The organism is Polyangiaceae bacterium (assembly GCA_015075635.1).
Lineage (GTDB): Bacteria > Myxococcota_A > Polyangia > Polyangiales > Polyangiaceae > JADJKB01.
This window is the reverse complement of record JABTUA010000001.1, coordinates 1,346,566-1,370,499: the sequence shown is the minus strand read 5'-3', so window position 1 is coordinate 1,370,499 and position 23,934 is coordinate 1,346,566. Positions and strand designations below refer to the sequence as shown.

Here is a 23,934-nt window from a genome sequence, read left to right as displayed (position 1 = left end):
GACCGGCAAAGGGCGGCGTTGCGAGGAGCTGCTCAAGGTACACGGTGCCAGGGGGCTGAGGACCTCCGCGAAGTGCTGCCATGCGCCGTAGACCGGTCAGTGCACCGGCTTCGCCCGGATCTCGTCCACCACTTCTCGCAGGGCGGGGTAATGAGCGACCAGCGCATCCACGTCCGCCACCGATGCCCCGCTCTCCCTCACGTACCCCTCGATGAAGGCGCTCATGCAGGCACGGGTCGCCTGCGTCAGCGAATCGAGAGCCCCGGGATCGCGTCCGTCCGGGGCGGGAAGCAGCTTGCTCACGAGTCCAAGCACGAACTCGGGCTGCGCGCTCGTGGCGCTCTCGGCCAGCCGGCGGGCCGCGCGGTTCCAGGACGGCTCGTCGTGCACGCAAGACACGAGATCCCTCAGTTCGCATCTCAGCGTGCGACGGCGCGCCCACTCGGAAGGAGTGCGCGATGCCTCGCGAGCCCGCGGGAGCCAGTCCTCGAGCAACGCGACCACCACCGGTTCGCGGGCGGCTCCCGCGTCGGCGATTGCCTCCTCGATCGCTCGTAGCGCCTCGGCAGGCTTGAGCTGCGCGGCGAGTCGGACACCCTCGGCGTAGTGTATGCCCCACACCTGCTCGAGAAGTTCGGCGCTCCCTACGGCTCGTGCTCCCTGCTCGTCGATCTTTTCGATCCAGGAGACATACTCGGGAGAAGCGACCTGAAGGTAGCCGTTCGCCCAGCAAGCGAGGTCCCGCATTCCCTCCTTGGTGGGGTGGAGCCAGGCAACGAGTACGTCCAGTATCGGCTGATCAATCCGGTCGCATTCGCGCAATCGCCGGATGGCGTCCGCGACCTCATCCGTCACCTCTTGCGCGCCTTGGCAGTAGTCGGCGAGTGCCAAGTAGCAGTCGCTCCTTCGATGGTGCGGACTTCGCCCTTCGTCCTCGCACCTGAGAAGCTCGGAGGCGTAGGCAATGCAGAAGTGAATAATGCTGCGCGACGCCATCTGCGGGCCCATGCCAAGGGAGCCGATCCTCGCAAGCACGGCAGCGCACGCCGCCATCGACTCCCGGCTGTCCTGCCGGAACGCCTTCAACGCGAGGGCCGCGAAGCGCTTCCGCACCTCGGCGACGAATCTCGGCACGCGGCCGGCCACAAGTCCCGGGGCGATCCTCGTTCCGTGCCAGGCGACTGCCTCAAGAAGCACGACTAGCCGTTCCTGGGCAAGCAGAGGGATGGAGTCGGCGATACCGTCGAGCTCGTTGAGCCTCTCCTCTCCTCGTTTCGAGAGTGCGGATTTTGCCGCCGCAAGCTCAGAAACCGTCGTCCCTGGCTCCACGAGAGCCCGGAGCAGCTGCAGCACTTCAGCCTTCTTCGACATACAGACCTCAATGCAGCGACGGTGCGCCTACCCTCCACGCTGAGCCAGGCGACCGCGCTGATGCTACTCCACCCTTTGCCCACCCAGTAGCATCGCGTTCACGCAACACTCACCGGCGCCGTTATCGCCCCCTCGCCCGCGGGCACGTCCGCACCATTCAAAACGAACTGCGCACACCCCTGACTTTCGCAGAACGCAACGAACGCGCAGGCGAGCGAATCCCAGAGATCCGCCCACGACGGGTCCTTCTCGATCTTCCTCATCGACGGGACCGCCGCCCTACCGGCGGCGAGGTCAGCGAGGACCGCTTCACGCTGCCAACCCAGGCGCTGCTGGCTGCGCCCCGTAGGGACGCTGGACGCTCCGCACACGTCGTTGCCCGTGTACTGCCAGTCTGCTGACACGACCAGGTCCAGCATCGCCCGCGAATCGTCGCGAAGCACGGCGAGCTTGCCGTTCGCTCGCGCATAGGTGTCACTCGGAAAGGCTTCGCGCATGAAAGCGCCCGTCCGCACATCGGGTGAAACGCACAGCACTGACACGGCAGGCCATGCTGCTCCATCGGGCTCGGCCAAGCCGGCCCGCGCCGCGAGCTCGTGCATCACCCGCAGACCTACCAGCTTCCAGATGTAGCGTTGGAAAAGCGGGGAATCGTTCTTCTGCTCTCGATAAAGCACGAGTTTGGCGAGGAAGTCCTCGCGGGTGGCGGTCGCGTGCGACGTAGCTGCCGCGGCCTCCGTCGCTCGCTGCCAGCCCGCCGCCGCGAAGCCGCACGGCGCATCGATCGCGAGGCCACAAGGCTCGGTCCCACGCGACCGCCGTTCGAGCCAGCGTTGGACCAACGCCGAACGGTCCAGGGCGCTGTCGACCCCGCGCCTGACCGGCTCCGAGAGCCAGCCCGTTGCTCCGAGTTCGAGGTAGTCACTCGCAGCACGCGGCCAGGACGCTCGCTCTGGGCCGCGAACGGCGCCCCGCTCAAAGACCACCGAGGCCGTCCCGCCCGCGTCCGCACTGATCAGCGCAAAGTTGAGGACCTTGTCGCGAGCCGAGCCTACGTCAATCCCGAGCCAGTACCCGGTCTGCACCTCAGCCCTTCCCATGGTGGGACCAGACGACCATCGGGCAGCCGCCCTGACAACCGCAGAGACTGCGCCAACCGTGTCAGGCCCCTCCGGCCGCCCCCGTCTGCTCTCCCGTGACCCTCGCACTACTCCGCAACGCCCCCGACCCGACCGCCTGCCAGAAGCTCCCGCTCCTCCTCGCCGGCCTCGACGCAGCCCTCGCGGAGCGCAAGCGCGAAGCCCGGCTCTGCCTGCTTTCCGTCCTTGCAGGCCATCACGTGCTCCTGCTCGGGCCACCCGGAACCGGAAAGAGCCTGCTGGCGCGCTCGATCGCTGCGTGCGTCCGCTGCGGCCACTACTTCGAGCACCTGCTCACCGAGCACACCCACCCCGACGAGCTCTACGGCCCCCTGAGCATTCCCGCGCTGGAGCGCGAAGAGTACCGGCGCCTCACCGAAGGCTACCTTCCCTCGGCTCACGTCGCCTTCCTGGACGAGCTCTTCGAGGCCAGCGGGCCATTGTTCGCCGGGCTGCTGCCGGTGCTCAACGAGCGCGTCTTCCACAACGGCAGGCTCGCGCAGCCGATCCCGTTGCTCGGCCTCATCGCTGCATCCAACGCCCTCCCCTCCGACGGCGCGCGCAGTGCGTTCCTCGACCGCCTGCTCGTGACGATGGTGGTCGAGCCGATTCGTGATGAAGCGCGATTCCTCGAGGTCTGCTGCGGGCAACGCGAGCCGTTTCAGCCCGAGGATTGCGACCGCTTGTCGGTGAGCGAGATCCGGGCCCTTCGGGCGGAGAGTCGACAGGTCGCCTTCCCTCGGTCCACCCGCTTGGCACTCCTCGCTCTTCGTCGACATCTGGCGAGCGCGGGCGCTTTCGTGAGCGACCGGAGATGGCGCTGGGCGTTCGAGCTGCTTCAGACCGCCGCTCTCACCAGCGGGCGGCGCGAGGTGTCCCTTGTTGATCTCCTGCTTCTGGACTCATGTTTGGGCAGCGCGGTGAGCCCACAGTGCGCTCGCACCGCCGTGCGAGCAGCGGTTGACTTCGCGGATCCCGAGCGCTCGAAGGCGCGCGGTGCATGGGCAGAGGTCGAAGCTGCAACAAACATGACCGAAGAGCTCGACGCGCTAGCGCCGATCCGCGGGCGAGCCGTCTCCGCCTTTCGCGCGACACTCTGCGAGCTGGCAGTCGACCTCGACGAGCGCCGTGCCACGCTCGCTGCGGATATCGAGTCCTCACCGTGGCTGCACGATGCCCCCGCGCAGCTTCTCAGCGACATGGTCGACGCGCGACGCGAGCTCGCCAAGCTGCGAGAGCGCGCCGAGCGCGTGGGAAGGCCGCCGTGACACCGGGGCTTGGCGTGGAAGAGATTGCGTCCGAGCTGACCCGATACCTCGTGGGGCGCGAGCGAGACGTTGCGCCGGGCTTCGCACGGTTGCTGCGCGTGACGCTTGCAAGGGAGCTCGAAGAGCTTGCCGCGGTCTGCGTGTCACCTGCTGCCGCTGAAGACATTGCGAGGTCGCTGGCCGGCGGTATGCTTTCGGAGCTGGAGGGCTTGTCGCCGGCGGAGCTCGCGCGGAACTGTCGACGCGCCTGGGACTGCGACCTGGATTCCGACGGCGCCAAAGTGATGTTGGCCGAGCTATGCGGGTTCCCGACGACCGCAAGTGGTCCAGTTCCTTCGAGCCGATCGCGCTGGCCTTCGGTCGACCGCTTCGGAGCGGCCGTCGCCGAGATGCTGGAACCGGAGCGTCTGCGGCGGGTCGCGCGCGCCGCGATGGGGAGCTGGCGTGGCACCGCGGAGCTCGCGCGGTTTCTGGGGGACGAGTGGCACGCTGCGGTGGCGCAGCTCCCCGGGCCAATCGGGGCACGCCTGGATCCTGGCTCCATCGTGGCCCGTGCAGAGCACCTTGAGGTCGCTCGCGATCTGGCGCAACGCCTGGGTCGGCCCGACAGTCGCTCAGCGGCCGAACCTCATCGGCTCGGCACCCTCCCTCCCTCACGCCTCGCGTTGGGATCGGAGCTTCGGGGCGTCATCCCAGCGGAGCTCGCCCTGCTCGCGCGGGCGACCACTCGCCCACTGTTCCTGGAACGGCTTGCATCGGAAAAACTAGCTGTCGTCGAACGACGCACTCGCACGGTTCGGCACACTCGGGGCCCGCTCATTGTTCTGTTGGACGTCAGCGGGTCGATGGCCGGCGAGCCCGAGCTCGACGCGAAGGCCATCGTGCTGGCGCTGGCGCGCGAGCTCCGAGCGGAGGGTCGCCTGTTGCGCGTCATTCAGTTCAGCGGGGCGTCCGATCAGCAGACCCGGGACGTCCAGCCTAACCCGCTGGGGCTCGCGAATCTGGTCGAGCTCCTGGGTCAGAGCTTCCACGGTGCGACAGACTTTGACGCTGCACTCCTGAGTGCTCTCACGTCGCTCGATACGCCGAGCTGCCGACAGGCGGACGTGGTCATGGTCACCGATGGAAAGGGCAGGTTTTCGAGGGCAAGCGCGGACGCCGTTGAGCGGGTTCGACGGGAGCGCGGAGTCCGGTTCGAGCTCGTGCGGGTCGCCTCCGCCTGCTCCGGTGCGACAGGATCGTTCGCAGCTCGCAGTGACTTCGACAACGAGAGGCGTTGCGACGACGTCTCGCGGAGAAGCCCATCGGGTTGGCCCTGCGCCGAAGGCGTCGTGATACCGTGAAAGCAATCGTCGACGACTGGATGCAGATGCCCACCGACCGCGACGACGCTGCAAGCACGACTCGCCGCCGCGTCGCTGCGCTCACGTGCATGCTGGCGCTGGCGCTGGCGCGCCCGGCCTCTGCGGAGGGAACAATCGGCAAGAAGGTCCGCGACAAGACTCGCACGGCCCTGCCCGCGTCCAGCGCAAGCACGCCGTCGTATCGGAGCCCGCAGCCCAGCGCACGGTACCGTCCGGCAGCCCAGCCGAGCGAGGAGCCGCGGAACCTGGGCCCCGAGCCGCCTTGGCCGGAGTCGGATTCTGGTGACCAAGACGTCGCCCTGGCGGTGCGCGGCCAGCCCGCGCAACACCCTCGGCTCGCCCCTCACGAATTCGAGCTGGACCTCATCGGAGGCGGGGGGATCCGCGGCTGGAGCGTCCAGCAGTACCCGGCCATGACCGCGAAGGCCACGACGTACACCACGTGGCAACTCGACCTGCACGCCAACATGGGCGACGTGCTTCGCATCCATCGGGGCTACTACGAGTCCAACGGCCTGGCGGCACCACGCGGGGAGTTCGCCGCCGCGGCCGAGTCGACAGGCAATGTCGCGGCAAAGGCCGCGTGGTTGCTGGCGATGGTGGGCATTCCGATCAGCGAGCACTGGGAACCCGTGCTGCGCTACGAGGCGCGCGCGTTGGAGAGCACCGCCCAACCCACCCAACCGGTTCGGATCATTCCTCACAAGGCGAGCCAGAACGATGACCCGGCGAGCTTCCCGCTCACTACCCAGCCGATTCACACGACCTCGTCGTTCGAGACTTTCGTCGTCGGCCTTCAGTACAACCACGACGCTCGACAGACCGGCATGCTGGAGACCCCGACCAGCAAGTACCCACCCTTCTACCTCGGTGTCGGCTACATCGCTTATGCGAAGCCGTACATGCTGCGCGTCGGCGACGCCTACCTGGATGAGTTCGTGTTCGATGCCCGTTTTCGTGGAGCTGGACTGGCGCTCGGCGCGGGCGTGCCACCTTCACCGGAACGCCTGTACTACGACGTCGCGATGCAGTTCGGCGTCGGGCAGGTTCACCTGCTCCAGGATCTCGAGCTCTCCGACGCGCTGCCGGAGGACTGGACCATCGGCTACTACCAAGCCAACGCGGTCGTCGGCTACTTCGGCGCCCTGACGACGGGCGCTCCCTCACTGGTGGCCGGGGCCACCGGGTCGATCGGCGGAGCGTCGTTCTTCTACTCGAAGAAGTCCGACGACAAGACCGACACTACCGGCTCGGGGAGCTCGACCGGCGCTGAGCAGGAATCCCCGCCGCTCAACTGGGACGTTCTGTGGTCCCTCCAACTCCATGCCGTCCTCACCCTGTGAGCTGCCGATGCTGCGAACCTGCATCCTCCTCGGAGCGCTGTCTGCGGGACTCGGTGCCTGCGACCGCCCCGCGACTTCACCTCCTGCCAAAGACGCCCGACCGGAGGAGAGCGCACCGAAAGAGCTTGCCGCTCTCCGAGTCTACGTCTCGACCAAGGATATCTTCGGCGCGAGCGGGGGCGTCTATCTCGCGCTCAAGTCCCACCTCGAGAAGCAGGGCTACAGGGTCGTCGAGCAGCGCGCCAGCGCGGATCTGGTCCTGCAACCGACCGTGCGAGTCGTCGAGGAGAGGGGCTTTCTCTCGAGCGACCACCGAGTCCAGATCGTGATGGTCGCCTTGGCCGGCGAGGAGAAGCTGGACGAGTTCACCGCGGAGTTCGTCACCTCGAACAAACGGGTCGACCGCGGGAGCATTCGAGACCTGCTCGTGGCTCTCCGACGCTCGTCCGCGGTGTCTCGCCACGCACGCGAGCTGCGTGCTGCTGCCGAGGCGGCCCCGAGCGCTCCGGTCGAGGACGAGGATCTCGAAAAGGCGTCGCCCAGCACGGAAGGCGACGAGGGCAAGCCCAAGGAGGATCCACCTGTCCAGAAGAGCGACGAGCGCGGCGTCACCCCCGAGGTCATCGACCTCGACGAAGAGAAGTGACTCCGGCCGCGGACCGCCTCGACTTCACCCCGCCAACCACCGCAGCACGGCCTCCTGGGTCTCCTCGCTGACCTTGGCGTTCCTGGCTCCCCGGAGCTGCGCCAGCGTCAGTGCCGAGCCCTGGATCGCGACTTCGAGCGTGGCTCGTTCCGGAGCGAGCACGCGGTAAACGTACGCCCTGCCCTCGAAGATCGCCGGAGCATGGGCGAGCACGCAGTGACGGAGCTCACGCCCTTCGGCGGCAAGCTCATCGACGGTGGCAACGGGCACGATGCTCTCGGTGCCCGGAAGCGGCGCACGTGGGAACTCGTGGCTTCCGTACCGTTCGACATAGTCCGGCAATCGGCGCTCCGCGGCTGCGAGGTTCACGAGGTCGCTCCATCGATCGTGGAGCTGTCGCAGATTGGCAACGGTTCGGCATCTGTCGAGAACCGCGGAGACGTCGCGCCTCCCGAGCGCCGCGCCGAGCCGCCGCACGTCCCTCACGACCAGCGGGAGCTCCGTCACGAGCTCGGGTCGCTCCTCGCCTTGGGCCACCGCTTCGCGGAAGAACCGGAAGCGGCGGAGGCGTGGTGTGAGCACGACTCGACGAAGGTCGCCGACCCGAACCTCCGGTTCGTGGCGAAACCACGCGACTACTTCTGGCTCGGACAGAGCGCGCTGGAGCAGCTCGAGCTCACCGCGCGAATAGCTTGCGACGAACTTCTGCAAGAAGCGAAGCGTCGAGGCGGAAGCCTGTTCCCCGGCACACCAGCGGAGAACTTCGACGCGTCGGTGCTCGAGAAGGTGCGACGCGCGAGGCATGCTCACGTCACGCCGATCCACCGCCGAGGCGAACAGCCAGAGCAACGTCGGAGCCCCCCGAGCCAGATCGCGTGCGGCTGGGCAATGTCGAAGCAACCGGAGCACCGTCAGTTGCCAGGAGACGTACCGGCGCGCTGATTGGCGTGCCCACTCCGGGATGTCGGCGGCGAAGCGTCGAACTGGATGGTAGCCGGGGAGCCGTTCCACGGAGGCAACGTTCAGGACTTGCGGGTCCATCTCTTCGCGGACCCAGCCTTCGAGGTCCTGGCGGTAGAGCTCGAGCCCGTCGGGCCACGAGGACAGCCGCAGTTGCACGCCGAGAAACGGGGCGAAGCTGACCCACAGCGAGCCTTCTGCAAAGCGGTACTTCGCCCGCGGCGGCTGCACGGCGCCGCTTCCGCCGAATGGGATCAGCTCGGACAGGGGTCGAACAGGCAAGCGTTCACTCCTTCGCCCGGGTGCTTGGGGTCATCTGCGGAACGCCGCCGCGATCGCGAACGCAATCGCGGTCAATGCGAACATCACGACCGCGGCAGCGCCGAGGCCAACCGCACTTGCGATCAGGATGGCCAGCAGCCCTCCGCGTTCGATGATCGCGACCGGCTCACTGCCCCAGCACAGGTCCACTGCACCCCCCAGGACTGCAGCAATGGCGCCGAGCAACGCGACTCCGACCAGCTTGTTGACTTGGAGCACCTTCAGCGCCGCCTGAAGCACCAGAACGCAACCCCAGGCGGCCGGGACCAGCGCCGAACCGACGAGCCCGAAGATCAGTACTCCCGAAACCTGTCCCGAGACCCCCTGGCCCAGCGGATACACCCAGCCGAGAATGCCGCCCGATACGGCTCCGAGCCCAAGCGCGACCACGGCGTGACCGGTCCCCGACCAGAGGCCCGTGAGCACTGCTTCTGGGTACGTTCGCGGTGACGGCGGAGTCGAAGGCTCGGCAGAGAGCTTCCGGCTGATTTCGTCCCAGTCGAAGGGTTCGCTGCCCTCGTCTTCCTCATCCCCCGGGTCCGCATCGTCATCCGGCCCGTCGTCCGTGGAACCGGCCTGAACTTCGGCATCCGCCATCTCGACGGCCAGGAGGCTCGTGCTCTCCGTGATGAAACCGACGAGCGCCGGATACTCCCGGGCATAGCCGTTCAGGCGCTCGCTGCGGTCGCGGTCCAGGTCGAGGGCAATCGCCTGGTCGATGCGTTCGGCCGCTTCGCGACAGACGCGCGCTTTGTCCCTGGCGAACCTGATCTCAAAGGTCAGAGCCAAGTGCGCGACCCAGACGTCGCACGCTGCAGCTGCATCGGCCGGGTCTTGGCCGAGTGCTTGAACGCCCCGCGCCAGGCGTTCCAGCTGGGCCTCGAGATCGAGCTCACCTTCGGCCTGCGAGCTTGCCCGACTCTCTATCGCGGAAGTCGCGGCACGGACGCGGAGCTTGGTGCGCGCGTCGCTGGTTGCGACGGCCCCAGCGTGCGAGACGATGTCCGAGGGTGCGTTCGACACCGCGCCTGTCGCTTGCTCCTCGAGGTCGATCGCGCGGCGGTCTTGCGCGAGCCCTGATTTCCGCAGTGTGCTACGGAGCGAGCGCAGCGTCTCCGTGTCGCAGGCACTTGGCGGGAGCGCTTCCCGGTCGGGTACCGTGTATCGCTCAGCCTCGGCAATGAGTCGGCTGCGTTCGTAGGCGCACTCGAACCAGTCTCGGAGGTCGGTGGCCTCGGTCCCCGCGAGCTGCGCGCCCATGTCGGCCAGCGCCTCATCGAGCCCAACCGCCTCCCGGTCCCGGACCTGCTCGGCCAGGGCCTCCACGTACCGAACCCGAAGGTCATCTGGCGTCATGTGTCACCCCTCGACGCAGTGGGAACGACGAACCTGACAGGCCTCTACGCCCCTGTCAGGCCTCCACGCGGGCGATCGTCACCTTCACCAAGGAGGCTCGAATGGCAGACAAGCCGGACTTCGGCCGACAGCTCAAGGAGGCCCGCGCCCGAGGTGACAAGGAAGCTGCGCGAGAGGTGTTCCGACAGGCCAGCGCCTGGAATGCGGCGAATCGACGACCTCGTCGGGACGATGTGGCAGGCGACCTCAGACTGGCGGTGCTCCGGCGGAACACCGCCGACGCGGAAGCGGTGGTCCTCGACGCGCTGGAGCAGCGGCAATCCCACCTGCTCGACCCCGACGACCTGGTGTGGGTGGTTGCCCAGGTCGGCGCCTGGGAATCGAGCTGGAGAGCGGGGCAAGCCATCGCGGTGTGGCTCTACCACCACGGGCCAGGCCACCGCGCGCTCGTCGAGGTTGCGGAGCAGATCGCCGACTGTGACAACGCGCGGTGGCTCGACGAGGCCCTGCTGTGGATCGAGCCGACGCCGCTCCGCTGGTACCAGAGCGCCTGCTGGCATGTCACGTGCGGGTGCGGCGGGGGCTCCAGCCCGGACCCGGTCGAAGACTGCAGCGACCATCCGCGGTGGGTCGTCGAGCAGCGCGGAGATGCGGCACGCCGCAGCCTGCGCGCTGCGCCCGACTTCGCGGAACCCGGCACCGACGCGCGGCGAGTTCTCGAAGCCTGGGTCGGAGCGCTCGCGTGACCAGCGGAAGCCCGGAGATCGGGCGCTGTTCCGTGTGCCGACGCACGGCGCGCCTCGAGCACGGGGTTGTGCAGCGTGCGGCTCGAGGCTGGGACACCGCTTCGTGGAGCTCGCTGCTCGGGTGCGGAGGGACCGCAGGTTCGCTGCCATGGTCTTGGACGCGATCCGAGATCCCGTGCACAAGGAGCTGTTCGTCCAGCACTTCGGCTCGGAAGAGAATTGCGCTCCGAAACGCCAGTCTTGACCCGTGTCAGGCGAGAGCTCGCGCTCGTCGTCTCGCCTCCGAGAACAGGGGAACGAGCCATGACACACCGCCGGTCCAGCACCGACGCCTTCGCCCAACACTTCATGGAGTACGCCTTGTTCGCGCGACTCCACGCCAGAGGGCGCCTCGGCCCAGCTCGCCTGCTTGCCTGGCTCTATCTCCGGGTACGCGATCTGCCGCCGGCGCACGCCGCCGCCCTGGCCGGCGAGGCCGGAGCTCTGGGCGATGACATCGAGGCCGAGGCCAAGCAAGGCGCCGCGCTCATCCTGGCCATTGCCGCCTCCGACTCGAACCGTGGTCGAGCACGACTGATGCGAAGCATGGTGAAGGCGAGCGCTCCCCCGACTCCGCTGATGAGGGCGGGCGGCTCGAGCTAGCCTCGCGGCGTGGCAGATCCGACGCCGAGTATCCATCCCTCTCGTCGCAGAACCGCGGCGCGCTCCTCTTGATTCGTGGTGGGATCGGAGAAGTATCCCGCCAGGGAGCCCGCGGCATCGTGGGAGGCGGCCCACTTCACGTAGCTCAGCACCTGGGCCGCGTCGCGAACGGGATGTAGGGTCAAGTCCACGTCGATGCACCCCGGCCAAATTTCGGCGTGTACGACGTCTGCGTTTTCAGGAAGTTGGAACCCAGTCTCGTACGGCCACACCAGGCCCCGAAGCTCCGGCGAGCTCCGCAGGCGGTGGAGCATCGCCATGCCAAGGATGGCTTGGCTTCCCACGGAGCCGTTGCCAAAGAGTTGAAAGGGCGAGAACGCCCTGCGGCGACTCGCCCGGAGCCGCTGCTCGACAATGCGGTACTCGGGGGTCGAAATGGGCGCGCTCTTTGTCGGGCGCAGATGTGGCCCCGCCTTTGAGACCGGGCAACCCCAGAACAAGCCGGCTCCTGCGAGCTCATTGAGCGACGCTGCTACTTCGAATCGGTTGTTCCGGTTGGAAGGGAGATCCTCGACATGGTGTTCCAAGTGGCTCCACAGAGTGCTCCACGTTGGAGAATCAGTATTCGGAAACAGGAGTGGGTAAGCGTCGTGAGGGTAGCCGTAGGGGATGTCGAGCCCCAGCAGCACCTTGCGCCCCGCCTCGACGTGGCCGCGAATCTTGCCCGCAATCTCTGACGCGCAGTCCGCGCGTGTCCGCGGATTCGACGCCCGGTCGGCGGACACGACCAAGACATTCTCGACGAACACGCCCTCGCCAACCCAGATGCTGTCCTTCCCTGCCTTGGGTTCAGAGTTGGCGCTGAAGTCGACAAACACATAGGCGTCGAAGCGGGTCACGCCCGCTCGACGGACCGTGGTTTCGGCCCGCAAGTGCTGAACGGGAACCGTCGAATCGACGTGCTCGATCGCGCTGTCGTCGCCAAATGCTAGATCAATGGGGGGGTCTTCTGGGCCTGCGTAGTCGATGGCTACTTCGACCTCGCTGCCGGCAAGGCTCCGCCACAGCGCGACGTCTTCTCTGTTGACGAACTTGAAAGAGTGGGTGGGCCGACCGTCTTTCCCGGGCTCCGAGTGCACCATGGGGCATTGTCGCCCTCCGATGTTTAGAACGACGTACTGGCATTCTGCGACTTCGCGACCGAGCGGGTACTTGCTGTACCACCACTGGTTGTCTGCAATGACGATCTTGGGCATGACTTCGCTCCGTCCGGCAGATACGTGCGCGCCGTTCATATCAGCCTGGCACCTAGCCGCCAAGCCTTGAGGACGCTGCGCCGTGGGCGTTCCTGACACCGAGACCTGCAGCCCCCTGGCGGATTGGTCGTGGTCGAGACCCAGGCTACATTCATCGACGGGTCGGCCCATGGCGGTACATCGTGGCGGGGTTCAGCCCCCTGGCACCGTGACCCTCGCTCAACTTCTGAGGGACGCGCGATTCGAAGGCATCCCGACGACGACGCTGCGGGTGCACCTAGAGCCGGCGCGCGCGGGCACGTGGCTTCCCGACGGGCAGACGGCTTGGCGCACCCTCTACGACGCGGGGAAGGTCGCGAAGCTCGCCAAGAAGCTGCCGCGGCGCCGTGCCGCCGCCCCGATCACCACGCGGCGCTTGCGTCGACGCAAGGTGTCGCCAGGGCAAGAGCGATCGCAGCGGGGAGCCCCGGACGGGTGGGTGTCTCTGGCACAGCTCGCGGCAGAGCTCGATCGCGAGCCGCGGCAGGTGATGCGAACGCTCAAGCGTCACGATGCGGAGCTCCGCAAGATCGGCCGCGCAACCAGCGAGCTGCGCACCCTGCGAGAGCTGCTCGAGCAGGTGGGCGAGGACCCGGCGCTCGCCGAGCGCGTCCCGCGCCAGAAACGCGTCGTCGACGGACGGGAACGTTGGATGTTTGAGCGCGGGGCGGCGCTGGCGGCGTTCGACGGGGGACGCCCGACGGAGGCGATGTGGATGCGCTGGGCGACGGCGAAGCTCGCCGCGCTTCACGACAGCCTGGACGAGCAGACTCGCACGCGCATCGCGGAGCACGCAGTCGCGGACATCCTCACGTGGGCGTTCCTGGAGCATGAAGGCCAGGAGGCGTGGCATGCGACGGAGCGTCTGACCCGTGAAGCCCATGGTCACTGTTTCCGCCACCCGCCGTAACCCGGACGTGCTCGCCAGTACTAAGGCGCATGAACAACGCCGCGTCCCGCTCCCGCAACCCCCTCGACCCTCGACCGGGCACCTCGTGCCCCCCGCCCCACGTCCCGGACCTCGACACGGCCGTCAGCGCCGTGCACCGCGCCGTCCGTGACGGCGACCGCGCCGCCTTCGAGCGGCGGTTCACGCGCCTCGACCGCTCACTGCGCGCCCACCGCGGGCAGATCTTCTGCAACGCGTCAGGCCTCGACCTCGACGAGCTCCGCCAGAAGGTGCTGATCCGCGTCAACGCCTACTTCGAGCAGCCGGAACCCGAGTCGGTGCGAAACGCCAGGGGCTGGCTGCGCACGATGGCCGCGAACGCCGCCATCGACGAGCACCGCTCGCGCGCCCGATTCCGCGCCCGTCACGTGGCCGAAGACTCGCCCGCCGCCGCACACACCGAGCAGTCCGGCGTCTTCCCGCGAGCCGACTTCCTGGTCGAGCTGGACCAGGAAGCGCGGGCGCGCGACGCAGCGATCCGGCACTACGCCGACGCGGCCGCTGCGGCCGCGCCCCCGACGTCCCGGGCGCGGGCACAAATCTGGACCTGCTACTGGCTGCGGATCTGCGCTGACACGTCGGCGGAAGTCGCCGAGCGCCTCCGCCAGCAGGACCTCGGCGAACCGAGCGAGCAGACGCTCTGGCAATGGGCCAGTCGCGGCCAGCGGCTGCTCGAGCAGCTCTGCGCCGCCGACACGGACCGCGACCGCGCCGAGCGCGTGCTCGAGCGGCTGTGCTAGGCGCTGCGCGCTGAGGCGAGGCTCGGGGCCTCCGTGGGCGCTCACCGGATGCCGTACAGCTCCAGCACCGCGGCCCATCCGCTCGGCAGCGTCTTCGGAGGTTCCTCGAGCTCACGTCCGTAGCGGCAGACCATCTCCAGGAAGTACTTCGCGTGCAGGAAGGCCTCGACGACGGGACGAGTCTCGTGCAGCCATCGCTCGTTGTGACTGCCCTCGAATTTGCGGCCCGTTCCCTCGTCGACGATCTGCACGAACCACGGGTGGAGCATGCCGTCCGAGCTCAACGCGCGCAGGGCCGCGGCGATGCGTGTCGTGACGTCCTGCAGCCCGTACACCTTGAAGCTCCAGTGCCAGAACCGGTACCGGCCTGGCGACCGCGTTGGGCGTGCAAGACATCGAGGCTCGCCTCCGCAACCTTCAGCAGGTCGGCGCGTTGCGCACTCTGCACGACGAGCTGGCAGACCAGCTGATCCAGACAGACAAGACGTTCTCCACTGATGACCGCGAGAAATTTCCGAGGCCCGCACTCCGGGGGTCGAAGGACATCGTTCCCATTCGGACGCTCGCGGAGCTCGACGCGGAAGGGCGTGTCATGCAGTACTGTTCCGTGGTCTACGCCCGGGACGTGAGGAACCGTCTGGCCTGCATCTACCGCGTCCTCAGCCCCGAGCGAGCCACACTGGAAATCGACCTGAGCGGGAGCCACCCGCGCGTTGCGCAGCTCCGCGGCTTTCAAAACGGCCCGGTAGCGCACGAGACGTGGCAAGCCGTCTTCGCGTGGCATCGCTCGGCCCTGGTCGAGTGGAAGGAGCGGCAGGCTCGGCGCAAGAGCGCGAAGAAGCCGACCAAGCACGCGCGTTAGTCGGCGGGGGGCTGGGGCCTGTCAAGCGGAGCGCACGCCGAGCGTCTGTCACTGCAGTGACCTCCCATGCTCTGCCGCGCATCGGCGCCTGCCCGTGCTGTCTGACTCCGTCCCGGCTCGCGAGCGTGTTCTGCGCCGAGTGCGTCGGGCGTTTCGGCCTGCGCTTCGCTGCTTTGGTCGTCCGGGTACGCGCCGACCGTCAGTTCGCGCGACTGTGCTTCGAGGCGCTGTCGCGCGAGGCGCGGCCACGATTCATCGAGATGTTCGGGGACCCGTTAGATGAGGAGGAGACCGCACTAGTCGTGGGCGCCCGTGCACAGATCCTCCAGCTCGACGTCAGGCTCCCGTCCTCCCCGTCGTCAGCGTGGGCGCAGTCGTGAGAGTCAGAAAGGACGAGGCATGGACACACTCTTCATGGGCATCGACGTGGCAGGCCGCTCCAACACCTGGGCCTGCCTGATCGTGGAGCAAGACGACGGCCTGACGCTGGTGAACGGCCCCGCGCGACGCACGCTCGCGGAAATTGTCGAAGCCGCAACGAGCAACGAAGTGGCAGCCGCCGCGGTCGACGCGCAGCTCACCTACGCCCTGAGCGAGGAGAACGGGTTTCGTTCCTCGGACGAGCAACTCCGGGCCTTGCTGCCGGCGGGCTGCCGCGACTGGGTCGCCTCTCAGAACTCGCTCATGGCGGTGCCGGTACGCGGGCGACAGCTCGCCGAGGCGTTGGCTCCGCGAGTCGGCACCCTGCTCGAGACGCACCCCCGGGCGTGCTTGCAATTCCTCCTGCCCGACCAGAGCGAGGCGGTCTCGGGTTACAAGAAGAAGGAGGACCCGCGTCGACAAGCGTGGCTGGATGCACTCTGGCAAGGACTGAACGCCGCCTTCAGTCTCAGAGGGTCCACCCCTGAGCTCGATGACGGCGTCATCGATTCGACGGTTTGTGCGCTGGCTGCGTGGGCCTACCACCGCGTTCCGGAGCGCCTGCGGCGGCTGAACCAGTCGGCGTCAGACGCACGAGGTTGGGGCCCTTTCTACGTGTTCACCCGATAGGGGCAACCGGTACCTCCGAAGGACCTGCGCCTGCTTCACGACCTCGCAACTCTGGGCCTCGTGGACATCCCGCAGTCACTCTACGAGCAAGCGTTTCCGAAGCACCAATGCGGAGCCGCGAGCACGATTGGTGGTCACCTCACCACTCCGTCGCCCCCCGAACGACACCCGCTTGCCACTCCGCCTCGGGCCAGCCGGTGCGTCCCCGGGCTTTGTGCAAGCGGTCGAAGTAGTCGATGACTCGTTGCGGCTCTTCTCCCAGGCGCACCAGCACGCAGCCCAGCACCGTGCTCGTGCGCCCGCGACCGGCGAGACAGTGAACGACCACTCCCTGGTGCTTCGCCAGGCGATCGAGGACCAGGTCGACGTGCCGGCGGATGAGCGCGAGCTCGGCCCCAGGATCGGCCGGAGGGGCGCCCGTGAACAGATCCTCCAGCTCGACAGCAGCCAGGAGCTCCACCGGCGTGGGGTCGTAGTGAGCTCGTTCGCCGGTCAGACAGAGCACGCCGCGGATCCCTGCCTCGAACAGCGATTCCCAGTCCGCGGGCGGCCGCCGCATGGGATGCGGCATTCCGAAGAGGGGCGCCGGCTCGAGCGCGACGCAGTAGAGCTCTTCCGGCGTGGCGAAGCCGGAAACGCAAGGCATCTCGCGAAGCTCCAGCATCAGCGAGGCTCCGCTTGGCGCGGTCGCGCGGCGGCCTCGCCCGCGCTAGCGCCCTCGCCGCGACGCTCTTCGCGCAGCACGTTCCTGCTCCGACTCTCGCCCGCCGGAAGCACAACCGATGCGCTGCTCAGCGCCGGGACCCCCCGGGACGCCGCGGGATCCACGACGACCCGGCACAGCCGCGCGGTGTCCCCGTCGCAGCTCAGGCCCACGGCCAACACGATCATGATCCCTGGATCCATCCGTCTCCTCCTTTGCTTCGGGCCCTCACAGCGGTCGCTCCCGCTCAGCTCGGCGCAGCAACTTCTGCACCGTGCGAAACGTCGAATTCTGAGGCTCGGCAGCGAGGGCATGGCCGAGCTCGCGCCGGGCCGCCGCCACGTTGCCAAGCTCGATGAAGGCCCGGGCCAGGCACCCACGCACGGTCGGGCGCAGGCTGTTTCCGACAGGGAGCGCGAGGACCAGGCGCCCGAGGAGCGGCAGCGCGCGGCGGTACCGGCCCGCCGCGAACGCGCCGAGCGCCCGGGCGTGCAGCGCACGCAGCGCATGCGGCACTGGCGCGGGCTTTTCGGGATCGGCGGGGCCTGGAAGAGTCTGGGTCATCGCGTTGCTCCCGAGAGTGTGAGCATTGGACGCGACAGCTCCAACCCGCGTTGGGACACGGAATGTCCGACTGGACGGACGTGCGGGGCCGTCGAGCGCCCACGCGAGGCAGAACACCGCGGAGGCCACGATGGTCGGGCCGCGTTTAGCTGGACGTGAGTGGTCGCCAATGGGCGGGCGGCAGGGACGCCTCGGCGCCTCGCGCCCGGACGGAGTCCGCGTCGACCGGAACGTCCTGGCGGGCGGGCGAAGCCAAGGGGCCAAGACACCATCGACGTCGTCGCCGCGCAGGGCTGGAGTCTAGATGGACGCGGATCGATTACATAGGCCGAGCCGGAATTCGCATCTCGGAGTGGCTAACGTCGCCGCTTGTCGCACCAGGATTCGCTCGGTCGCCAGGGGGTTCTCAACTTTTCCCACGGTAGTAGACTCGGCGACATGCTCATTCGGCGGAGGTACCTGAGAAGGCGCCCGGCGTGCTTCGCGTCAGTTCTGATTTCGATCGTCGTGCTCGCACAGGGCTGCAGCTCTTCGGACTCCTGTGAGGACACCCGGAGCTGCGGGAGCGCAAAGGACGCCGGCGGTGAAGGCGCGGCACCGGACGGCGGAGCGGATGCGACGACCGACGGGGCCGACGCGGTTCCTCCCGATTCGGCAGTGGGCGACTTCTCGATATCGAGTGCGCCGGGGCCGGTCACTCTTACCTTGGGGAACTCAGTCGAGCTGACCGTGTCCATCACCAGGAGCAGCGGGTCCTCCGAGTCTGCAGTGGTGTCCGCCGAGGGCCTTCCCGCAGGAGTCGTGTCAACGACGGCCATTGCAGCGCCCACCGATGCGTCGGTTACGCTCACCATCAGTGCAACGCTAGCCGCGCCGCAAGGTCCGAAGGACATCACGGTGTCAGCCACTGGGTCGAGCACAGGGCTGAACCGGACTGCGGCAACCAGCCTGTTCGTCCGCGGACGACCGGGCTCACTCGACACTACCTTTGGCAACCAAGGCCAACTGGAAGCGCACGCGGGCGGCGTAGACAGCTACTGCCTCGACATGGCGATACGGTCGGACGACAGCATCGTCCTTGCTGGCTGGGTGGGAGTCGGCCCGGTTGGAGGCACGACTCCAAACGGCACGGCGCTGGCGAAGTTCAAGCCAGACGGCACGCCCGACTCCACGTTTGGCGGGTCTGGCACAGTCCACGCTCCCATCGCCGCGGACGAGCGCGGTACCGTAATCGCTGACCAAGGAGCGAAAGGGGTGGTTGTCTTCACCGAGTCGAATGCTCCCACAGGTGGCGTCCTACGTCGGTATCAAGCGGATGGATCGATCGACTCTGCGTTCGGCAGTGGCGGCACCGCTACGCTGCCGGCGGCGGCGAAGAAATTCTCTGCGCGCAATCTCGTCGTGCAAAGCGATGGGAAACTTCTGCTTGCAGGTAGCGCACTGAACGCTTCCAACAACTGGAACTTCGCAGTCGCAAGACTAAGTGCGGACGGGCAGATCGATTCCACGTTTGCGGCTGGGGGGCTAGTCGTCGTGGCCGGCACGGTGTGCGAGCTTGCCAATGAAGCGCGCATAAATACGAACGGCAGCATCATGCTGGTCGGAGAGTCTCACGACTGTTACGACCCGCAGTCATACCAGCCGCTCATGGCAAAGCTCACTCCGACAGGCGCTCCGGATCCGAACTTCGGCACGCAAGGCAAGAGCCTCCTATTCGCTCCCACAAGCGGACAGGCTCATGCGTTCCTCTTCGAGCCTCCCTCGAGCTTCATCGTCTTGACCGGAAAAGGGCTTGGAACGCTGTCGCTCGTGGACTCGGCGGGGAAGGACACGCAGACCCTCGGAGTCTTCGGATCCGTGACCTTCCCACAGCACGCTACCCACCTAATCCGCCAGGGAGACAACAAGATACTCGCCGTTGGCTTTGTCGGCGAACACATCCTGCTGACCCGCTTCCTGCCTGACTTCAAGCTCGATGGTGCCTTTGGAGAAGGCGGGCAATACGTGGTCTCGACTGGGTCGCTGCTGATGTACGGCATCCGAATCGGATTCCAGAAGGACGGACGAATCGTGATGGCCAGCACCAAATGGCTCCCTCCGTACACGACCCCAAGCTTCAGGATGTGGGCTGCTCGGTTCTGGAACTGAGCTCGTCCCTCGTCGGGGGGCGGAGCACGCCGAGCACTGAATGAGTGCGATCGCCGCGAAGTCCGCGCCGGCGTTCTTGCTGCCCGCGAGGCTCGCAGACGGCGCCCCCGAACACAGCTAGAAAACCCCGCCAAATCAGCTATCCCGCCCGCGGCATTGTCGCTCCCCCACCGCGTCCCCCGCGGTGCACGACAGCGGCGCCTGCGCGCTCTTGTAGCCCCAAGGTGGAGGCGCACCACCCCGTCGTTCGTCGGCCCGTAACACCTGCCGGCGACCAGAGCCTTCGCCGGCGAAGTCGACCTTGACCCGCTGTCCATCAGCGCTCACGATTCAGGACACATGCGCCCGCTGTTCGACACCCTCGTCGCAGCCGACCCGTTTCGGTTGGTTCTCGACCGGGCCCGCGAGGAGGTCGTCAAGATCGCACGCCAGTGCTCGCCGGAGGCGCGCCAGGTCGCCCAGCAAGTAACGGCCTTCGCCGGCTCGCCCGAGAGCTGGCGGATCTACTGTGGCGTGACGTGGCGCACCTGGTGGCGTCAGGACCCGAAGTCAGCGCTGACCTACCTCGTGACCACGCGAGACCGCGGCGCGGCCCTGGCGGTCATCGAAGCCGCGCGCGAGTCCGCCGTCCTGCTCGGGGTGTGCGCGGACGAGCTCCGCGCCTTCGATGCCTTCATCGCCTCGTGGGCTGGCTGCCCTGACGAGCTCTGGCCGGTGCTCCAGGACCTCCTCGTCAATCCTCCAGACAAAGACCCGATCGCCGAGATCACCGCCAGCGCGGGAAACCTGCTGGAGCTGCCCCAGCCCGAGCAGGCCAAGGTCAGCCAGCAGATCCTGGACGCCCTGCGTGAGACGGTCGCCGAGCGCATGCAGAAGCTCGCAACCCCAGCCCCGATGCCTTCCGCTGCTCGCTTTCGGCACGCGCGGTTCCGGGTTCGCCGCCATGGTCGCCGCGCGCGCCCTCGCCGGCCCCGCCCGGCACGGGCGTCGCCCTCGGCCAGCGCGGACCCAGACCCAGACCCAGACCCAGAGCCGGCACCAGAGCCAGACCAGGCACCAGAGCCAGAGCCGGCACCAGAGCCAGTCCCGGAACCGGAACCAACCCCTGAGCCCGGCCCAGCCCCTGTGCCAGCGCCTGCCGCCATCCCGCGACGGCTGCTGACGACGCGCGAGGCGGCGGCCTACTGCAGCTACACGAGCACGTCCGCGCTCAGGAAGGCGAAGCACGAGGGGCGCATCGTCGCCGCCGGCAGCCGTGGCGGACGGGGGACCCTGATGTGGGACCCAGCGGAGCTCGACCGATTTCTGCGCGGCGGCACACCTGTTACGGTCGAGTCGGATCGTCCGGGTGCGGCGCCCAAAGGAGTCGCACATGGACAACTGGAAGACACAGTGGAACTGCCTGGTCACCCCGACGCGGGTGCCGGGCGTCTGGAAACGGAAAGGAGGAGGTCATCTCGTGCGAGCCCGGGTCGTCGATCCCCTGACGGGACGCATGAAGGAGATCAAGAGGGTCCTGCCCGAGGCGGACCTGGCGACGGCGTTCAAGTGGCTGGAAGACGAGCGGGCACGCGTGCGGGCCGGCCTCGTCATTGCCCAGCTACCGAAGACGCGCTTCGCCGACTTCGCGCTCTCGGTCCTGGACCACAAGCTCCGACAGGGGCATCTCAAAAGCGCAAAAAGCGCTGAACGCTGGAAGTACACCCTCGAGCACCTGATCGGCGGGACCGTTACCGCCGACGAGTCACGGCACGTGCCCGGCTTCGGCGACTGTTTCGTCGACCAGATCCGGAGCGAGCACGTGCTGGCGTGGCGGGAGGGCATCGTGGAGCTGATCGTCGCGGGCGAGTACTCGCCCAACACGACCAACGGCTGGCTGTCGGTCTTGCGCGTCATTGCGCAGGAGGCCAAGCGCCGGTTCAAGCTCCCCGAAGCCTTCACGGAGGGCGTGCCGGACTTCGACACGTCCGAGCACGTCACCTACCCCGAGGAGGCGCCGAACTCGCTGACCCGCGAGCAGGTGCCGGAGTTCTTGGCCGCGCTCCGGGAGCTCCACCCGGCGCACTACGCCATGACCTACCTCGGGCTGGCGACGGGCCTGCGCCCGTCGTCGCTGCGACCGCTCAGGCGCGCGGGGCCGACCCCAGACGTCCTGTGGGAGCAGCGCCGGCTCCTGGTCCGCCGCTCACAAACGCTCGGCGACACGCCGTTGAACACCACCAAGCAGAAGACCCGTTACACCATCGACCTGCCACAGGAAGTCCTGGACGTCCTGGGGTGGCACGTGGACACGCAGCTCGTCACCCCGCCGCAAGCAGAGTCCGAGCTGCTTTTTCCGTCCGTAACGGGTGGCTATCGGTCGCCGACAGTGCTCAACAAGCCCTTCGCGGAGGTGTCCGAGGCCATCGGTCTCGGCTACGCCTTCACGCAGAGCGGGATGCGCCGCACGTTCAACGATCTGGCTCGAGCTGCAAAGGTCGAGGCACTCGTTACGCGCAGCATCTCGGGGCACCTCACGGAGCGGATGCAGCACCACTACTCGACGGTCCAACCCGACGAGCAGCGGGAGAGCATCGGGCGCGTCATCAGCCTGTTCGGGACGCGCGGGATTGACGACGCCGGTAGTGATCGAATGCACCAAAGTGGTGCGTTTCCCACAGTAGGTGGTGCTTCAGGTGGTGCTTCGGATCCTGGAGGTGGTGCCAAGAACGAAAAAGCCGGCTAGCGCGTCTACGCTAACCGGCTGATTCTGTTCTGCTCTGCTTGAGCGGGAGAAGGGATTTGAACCCTCGACGTCCACCTTGGCAAGGTGGCACTCTACCGCTGAGTTACTCCCGCGGAAGGGCGTGTAACTACCGCTCGGGCCGAGACCTGTCAAGCTCTCGAATCGACGGTTATTTCCGCGTGATTTCCACGCTGGGACCGCGGATGCGACCGCTGATGTCGACCTCGGGGCCCGGCTCGGGTCGAAGGGCACGACCGCCGGCACCGAGCCCGAGCCACAGCGTCAGGCGACCGGCATCGAAGCCCTCCGGCAGCCGGATCGTCAGCTCGTCGGCGACGACGTCACCGACGCGCCACTGGTAGGTCGGGTAGCGGCCGTCGGCGGGGTAGTGATCGGCGCGCAGGCGCTCGCGCCCGGTCTCGTCCACGCCGGAGACGATGACCCGCAGGTCGTCTCCGATGCGCGCGAGGCACTGCCAGTAGAGCGTGACGCGCAGTGTATCGCCGGGGTGAGCGACGGGGCTCTCGACGCGATGCCCGGTGAAGCGGACGAGGCGGTCGATGACGACGTTGGCGCGGATGGCATTCGGGGGCAGCTCGCGCACGGTGGGACCGGTCGGCCGGATCGTTCGACTGGACGGCAGCGACTCCTCCCGCGCGATCTCGAAGAGCAGGCCGCGGGCGTCGATGGCCGCGGAGCCGACGCACAGCGCCAGGGCCCGGGAACGCGGGCGATCGACGAGCACGGCGGCGCGGAAGGCCGCGGACTCGCCGGCCTGCCAGAGGTGGTCCCGCGCCGGGTCGTAACGCCAGCCGGCGGCGACCTCGGTGCCGTCGCCGAGCGGGCGGCGGGTGCCGATGGCGGCGTGCACGGCCGAGGCCAGCGGATTGGCGCCGGGGGTGAGGACGACGGCGAGCAGACGCAGGAGGTCGTTCACGCTGGTGCGCAGCGCGTGGGTCGAAAGCAGCGGCACGTCGAAGCGCGGCGCGACGCGCTGGGCGCGGGCGTCACGGCCCTCGACCAGGCGGTTCTCGTCGAGGGAGACGTCGCGCTCGAAGGTCGAGGTCGAGGTCATGCCGAGCGGCAGGGCGACGCGCTGGCGGAGCAGCCAGCCGATGGCGCGACCCTCGCGGGTGGCCAAGGCGTGGCCGAGCAAGGCGATCCCGAGGTTCGAGGGTTGGAAGCGCTGGCCGGGCGGGGTCTCGAGCCGGGTCTTGGCGAGGAGCGCGGCGAGGGCCGGCTCGTCGCGAGCCGCGGCCTCGAGCTCGGGGACCGCGGGCAGGCCGGAGGTGTGGAGGGCGAGCTGGCGCAGCGTGATCGGCTGACCGTCGTGCTCCGGCAGCTTCAGCGTCGCAGGCAGGTGAGCGCGAGCCGAGTCGTCGAGGCTCGCGCGCTTCCGCGCTACCAGCTCCATGAGCAGGATTCCGACTAGAACCTCGGCCAGACCTCCGAGCTCGAACAGCGAGTCCGCGTTCGGTGGGCGCGGATCGTGGTGGCCCGTGCGACCGAATCCGAACACGCTGGGGCGACCGTCCTGCCACAGGCCGACAGTGATGCCGGCTTCCGGCGCTGCCGCGTGAAAGGAGCGCACCCGCGCGGCGATGCGCTCCCGAAGCTCCTCCTCCGGCGTGGGCGCGAACGGATACGGCTTCTTCGGCTGCGAGTAGCAGCCGGGAGACAGGGCCGCGAGGGAGCCGGCCATGCCGATCAGGAACGCGCGCCGCGTCGCCACGGCGCGTACT

22 protein-coding genes and 1 tRNA gene are annotated in these 23,934 nt (G+C 67.9%); 12 read left to right on the top strand and 11 right to left on the bottom strand.

Going from position 1 to position 23,934, the window contains the following annotated elements:
- Positions 1-96 precede the first annotated feature (96 nt).
- A complete protein-coding gene (locus tag HS104_06275; protein MBE7479578.1) occupies positions 97-1,371 on the bottom strand; it encodes a hypothetical protein in 1,275 nt (424 codons plus the stop codon).
- A gap of 98 nt (positions 1,372-1,469) precedes the next feature.
- A complete protein-coding gene (locus tag HS104_06270) occupies positions 1,470-2,456 on the bottom strand; it encodes a hypothetical protein (protein MBE7479577.1) in 987 nt (328 codons plus the stop codon).
- Positions 2,457-2,710: 254 nt separating this feature from the next.
- On the opposite strand from HS104_06270, the gene HS104_06265 reads away from it, so the two are divergent.
- The 4 genes from HS104_06265 (at position 2,711) to HS104_06250 (ending at position 7,131) form a co-directional block, all read left to right on the top strand.
- Complete coding sequence (locus HS104_06265; GenBank protein ID MBE7479576.1) at positions 2,711-3,778, top strand: AAA family ATPase; 1,068 nt, start codon at positions 2,711-2,713, stop codon at positions 3,776-3,778.
- Between the two features lie 665 nt (positions 3,779-4,443).
- Positions 4,444-5,121: a VWA domain-containing protein gene (locus HS104_06260; GenBank protein ID MBE7479575.1), complete on the top strand. Its 678-nt coding sequence runs from the start codon at positions 4,444-4,446 to the stop codon at positions 5,119-5,121.
- Positions 5,088-6,485, top strand: coding sequence for a hypothetical protein (locus HS104_06255; protein ID MBE7479574.1), 1,398 nt, complete (start codon positions 5,088-5,090; stop codon positions 6,483-6,485). The genes HS104_06260 and HS104_06255 overlap by 34 nt, the downstream gene beginning before the upstream one ends.
- 7 nt (positions 6,486-6,492) lie before the next feature.
- Complete coding sequence (locus HS104_06250) at positions 6,493-7,131, top strand: hypothetical protein (GenBank protein ID MBE7479573.1); 639 nt, start codon at positions 6,493-6,495, stop codon at positions 7,129-7,131.
- 24 nt (positions 7,132-7,155) lie between these two features.
- Here HS104_06250 and HS104_06245 read toward each other — a convergent pair whose 3' ends face one another.
- Together HS104_06245 and HS104_06240 are read right to left on the bottom strand one after the other, a co-directional pair.
- Positions 7,156-8,373 (bottom strand): PcfJ domain-containing protein, encoded by a 1,218-nt coding sequence (locus tag HS104_06245; GenBank protein ID MBE7479572.1) that lies wholly within the window; start codon positions 8,371-8,373, stop codon positions 7,156-7,158.
- Between the two features lie 30 nt (positions 8,374-8,403).
- Positions 8,404-9,738: a hypothetical protein gene (locus HS104_06240; protein MBE7479571.1), complete on the bottom strand. Its 1,335-nt coding sequence runs from the start codon at positions 9,736-9,738 to the stop codon at positions 8,404-8,406.
- Between the two features lie 206 nt (positions 9,739-9,944).
- Between HS104_06240 and HS104_06235 the strand changes: the two genes are divergently transcribed.
- Positions 9,945-10,514, top strand: coding sequence for a hypothetical protein (locus HS104_06235; GenBank protein ID MBE7479570.1), 570 nt, complete (start codon positions 9,945-9,947; stop codon positions 10,512-10,514).
- Positions 10,515-10,817: 303 nt separating this feature from the next.
- Entirely contained in the window at positions 10,818-11,156 is a 339-nt protein-coding gene (locus HS104_06230) for a hypothetical protein (protein MBE7479569.1), read from the top strand.
- On the opposite strand, the gene HS104_06225 is transcribed toward HS104_06230, so the two are convergent.
- Positions 11,153-12,412, bottom strand: a complete 1,260-nt coding sequence (locus HS104_06225) for a hypothetical protein (protein ID MBE7479568.1) — start codon at positions 12,410-12,412, stop codon at positions 11,153-11,155. The genes HS104_06230 and HS104_06225 overlap by 4 nt on opposite strands.
- 82 nt (positions 12,413-12,494) lie before the next feature.
- Between HS104_06225 and HS104_06220 the strand changes: the two genes are divergently transcribed.
- Both HS104_06220 and HS104_06215 read left to right on the top strand, forming a co-directional pair.
- Positions 12,495-13,361, top strand: coding sequence for a hypothetical protein (locus HS104_06220; protein ID MBE7479567.1), 867 nt, complete (start codon positions 12,495-12,497; stop codon positions 13,359-13,361).
- Positions 13,362-13,390: 29 nt separating this feature from the next.
- Positions 13,391-14,140 carry a hypothetical protein gene (locus HS104_06215; GenBank protein MBE7479566.1) on the top strand — a complete coding sequence of 250 codons (750 nt, stop codon included), beginning with the start codon at positions 13,391-13,393 and terminating at the stop codon, positions 14,138-14,140.
- 41 nt (positions 14,141-14,181) lie between these two features.
- On the opposite strand, the gene HS104_06210 is transcribed toward HS104_06215, so the two are convergent.
- Positions 14,182-14,475 (bottom strand): hypothetical protein, encoded by a 294-nt coding sequence (locus tag HS104_06210; protein ID MBE7479565.1) that lies wholly within the window; start codon positions 14,473-14,475, stop codon positions 14,182-14,184.
- A gap of 50 nt (positions 14,476-14,525) precedes the next feature.
- Here HS104_06210 and HS104_06205 point away from each other — a divergent pair, with 50 nt between their 5' ends.
- Positions 14,526-15,002 carry a PcfJ domain-containing protein gene (locus tag HS104_06205; GenBank protein MBE7479564.1) on the top strand — a complete coding sequence of 159 codons (477 nt, stop codon included), beginning with the start codon at positions 14,526-14,528 and terminating at the stop codon, positions 15,000-15,002.
- Between the two features lie 414 nt (positions 15,003-15,416).
- A complete protein-coding gene (locus tag HS104_06200; protein MBE7479563.1) occupies positions 15,417-16,052 on the top strand; it encodes a DUF429 domain-containing protein in 636 nt (211 codons plus the stop codon).
- Between the two features lie 139 nt (positions 16,053-16,191).
- Here HS104_06200 and HS104_06195 read toward each other — a convergent pair whose 3' ends face one another.
- On the bottom strand, positions 16,192-16,716 hold the full coding sequence (locus HS104_06195; protein ID MBE7479562.1) for a hypothetical protein: 525 nt from the start codon (positions 16,714-16,716) through the stop codon (positions 16,192-16,194).
- 267 nt (positions 16,717-16,983) lie between these two features.
- Complete coding sequence (locus HS104_06190; GenBank protein MBE7479561.1) at positions 16,984-17,319, bottom strand: tetratricopeptide repeat protein; 336 nt, start codon at positions 17,317-17,319, stop codon at positions 16,984-16,986.
- 438 nt (positions 17,320-17,757) lie between these two features.
- Here HS104_06190 and HS104_06185 point away from each other — a divergent pair, with 438 nt between their 5' ends.
- On the top strand, positions 17,758-19,467 hold the full coding sequence (locus HS104_06185; protein ID MBE7479560.1) for a hypothetical protein: 1,710 nt from the start codon (positions 17,758-17,760) through the stop codon (positions 19,465-19,467).
- A 549-nt stretch (positions 19,468-20,016) separates the two neighbouring features.
- Here HS104_06185 and HS104_06180 read toward each other — a convergent pair.
- Entirely contained in the window at positions 20,017-20,412 is a 396-nt protein-coding gene (locus tag HS104_06180) for a hypothetical protein (protein ID MBE7479559.1), read from the bottom strand.
- Between the two features lie 514 nt (positions 20,413-20,926).
- Between HS104_06180 and HS104_06175 the strand changes: the two genes are divergently transcribed.
- Positions 20,927-22,192, top strand: coding sequence for a hypothetical protein (locus tag HS104_06175; GenBank protein ID MBE7479558.1), 1,266 nt, complete (start codon positions 20,927-20,929; stop codon positions 22,190-22,192).
- Positions 22,193-22,233: 41 nt separating this feature from the next.
- Here HS104_06175 and HS104_06170 read toward each other — a convergent pair.
- Together HS104_06170 and HS104_06165 are read right to left on the bottom strand one after the other, a co-directional pair.
- Positions 22,234-22,305, bottom strand: a tRNA-Gly gene (locus HS104_06170).
- A 56-nt stretch (positions 22,306-22,361) separates the two neighbouring features.
- A complete protein-coding gene (locus tag HS104_06165; GenBank protein MBE7479557.1) occupies positions 22,362-23,924 on the bottom strand; it encodes a beta-lactamase family protein in 1,563 nt (520 codons plus the stop codon).
- Positions 23,925-23,934: the final 10 nt, after the last annotated feature.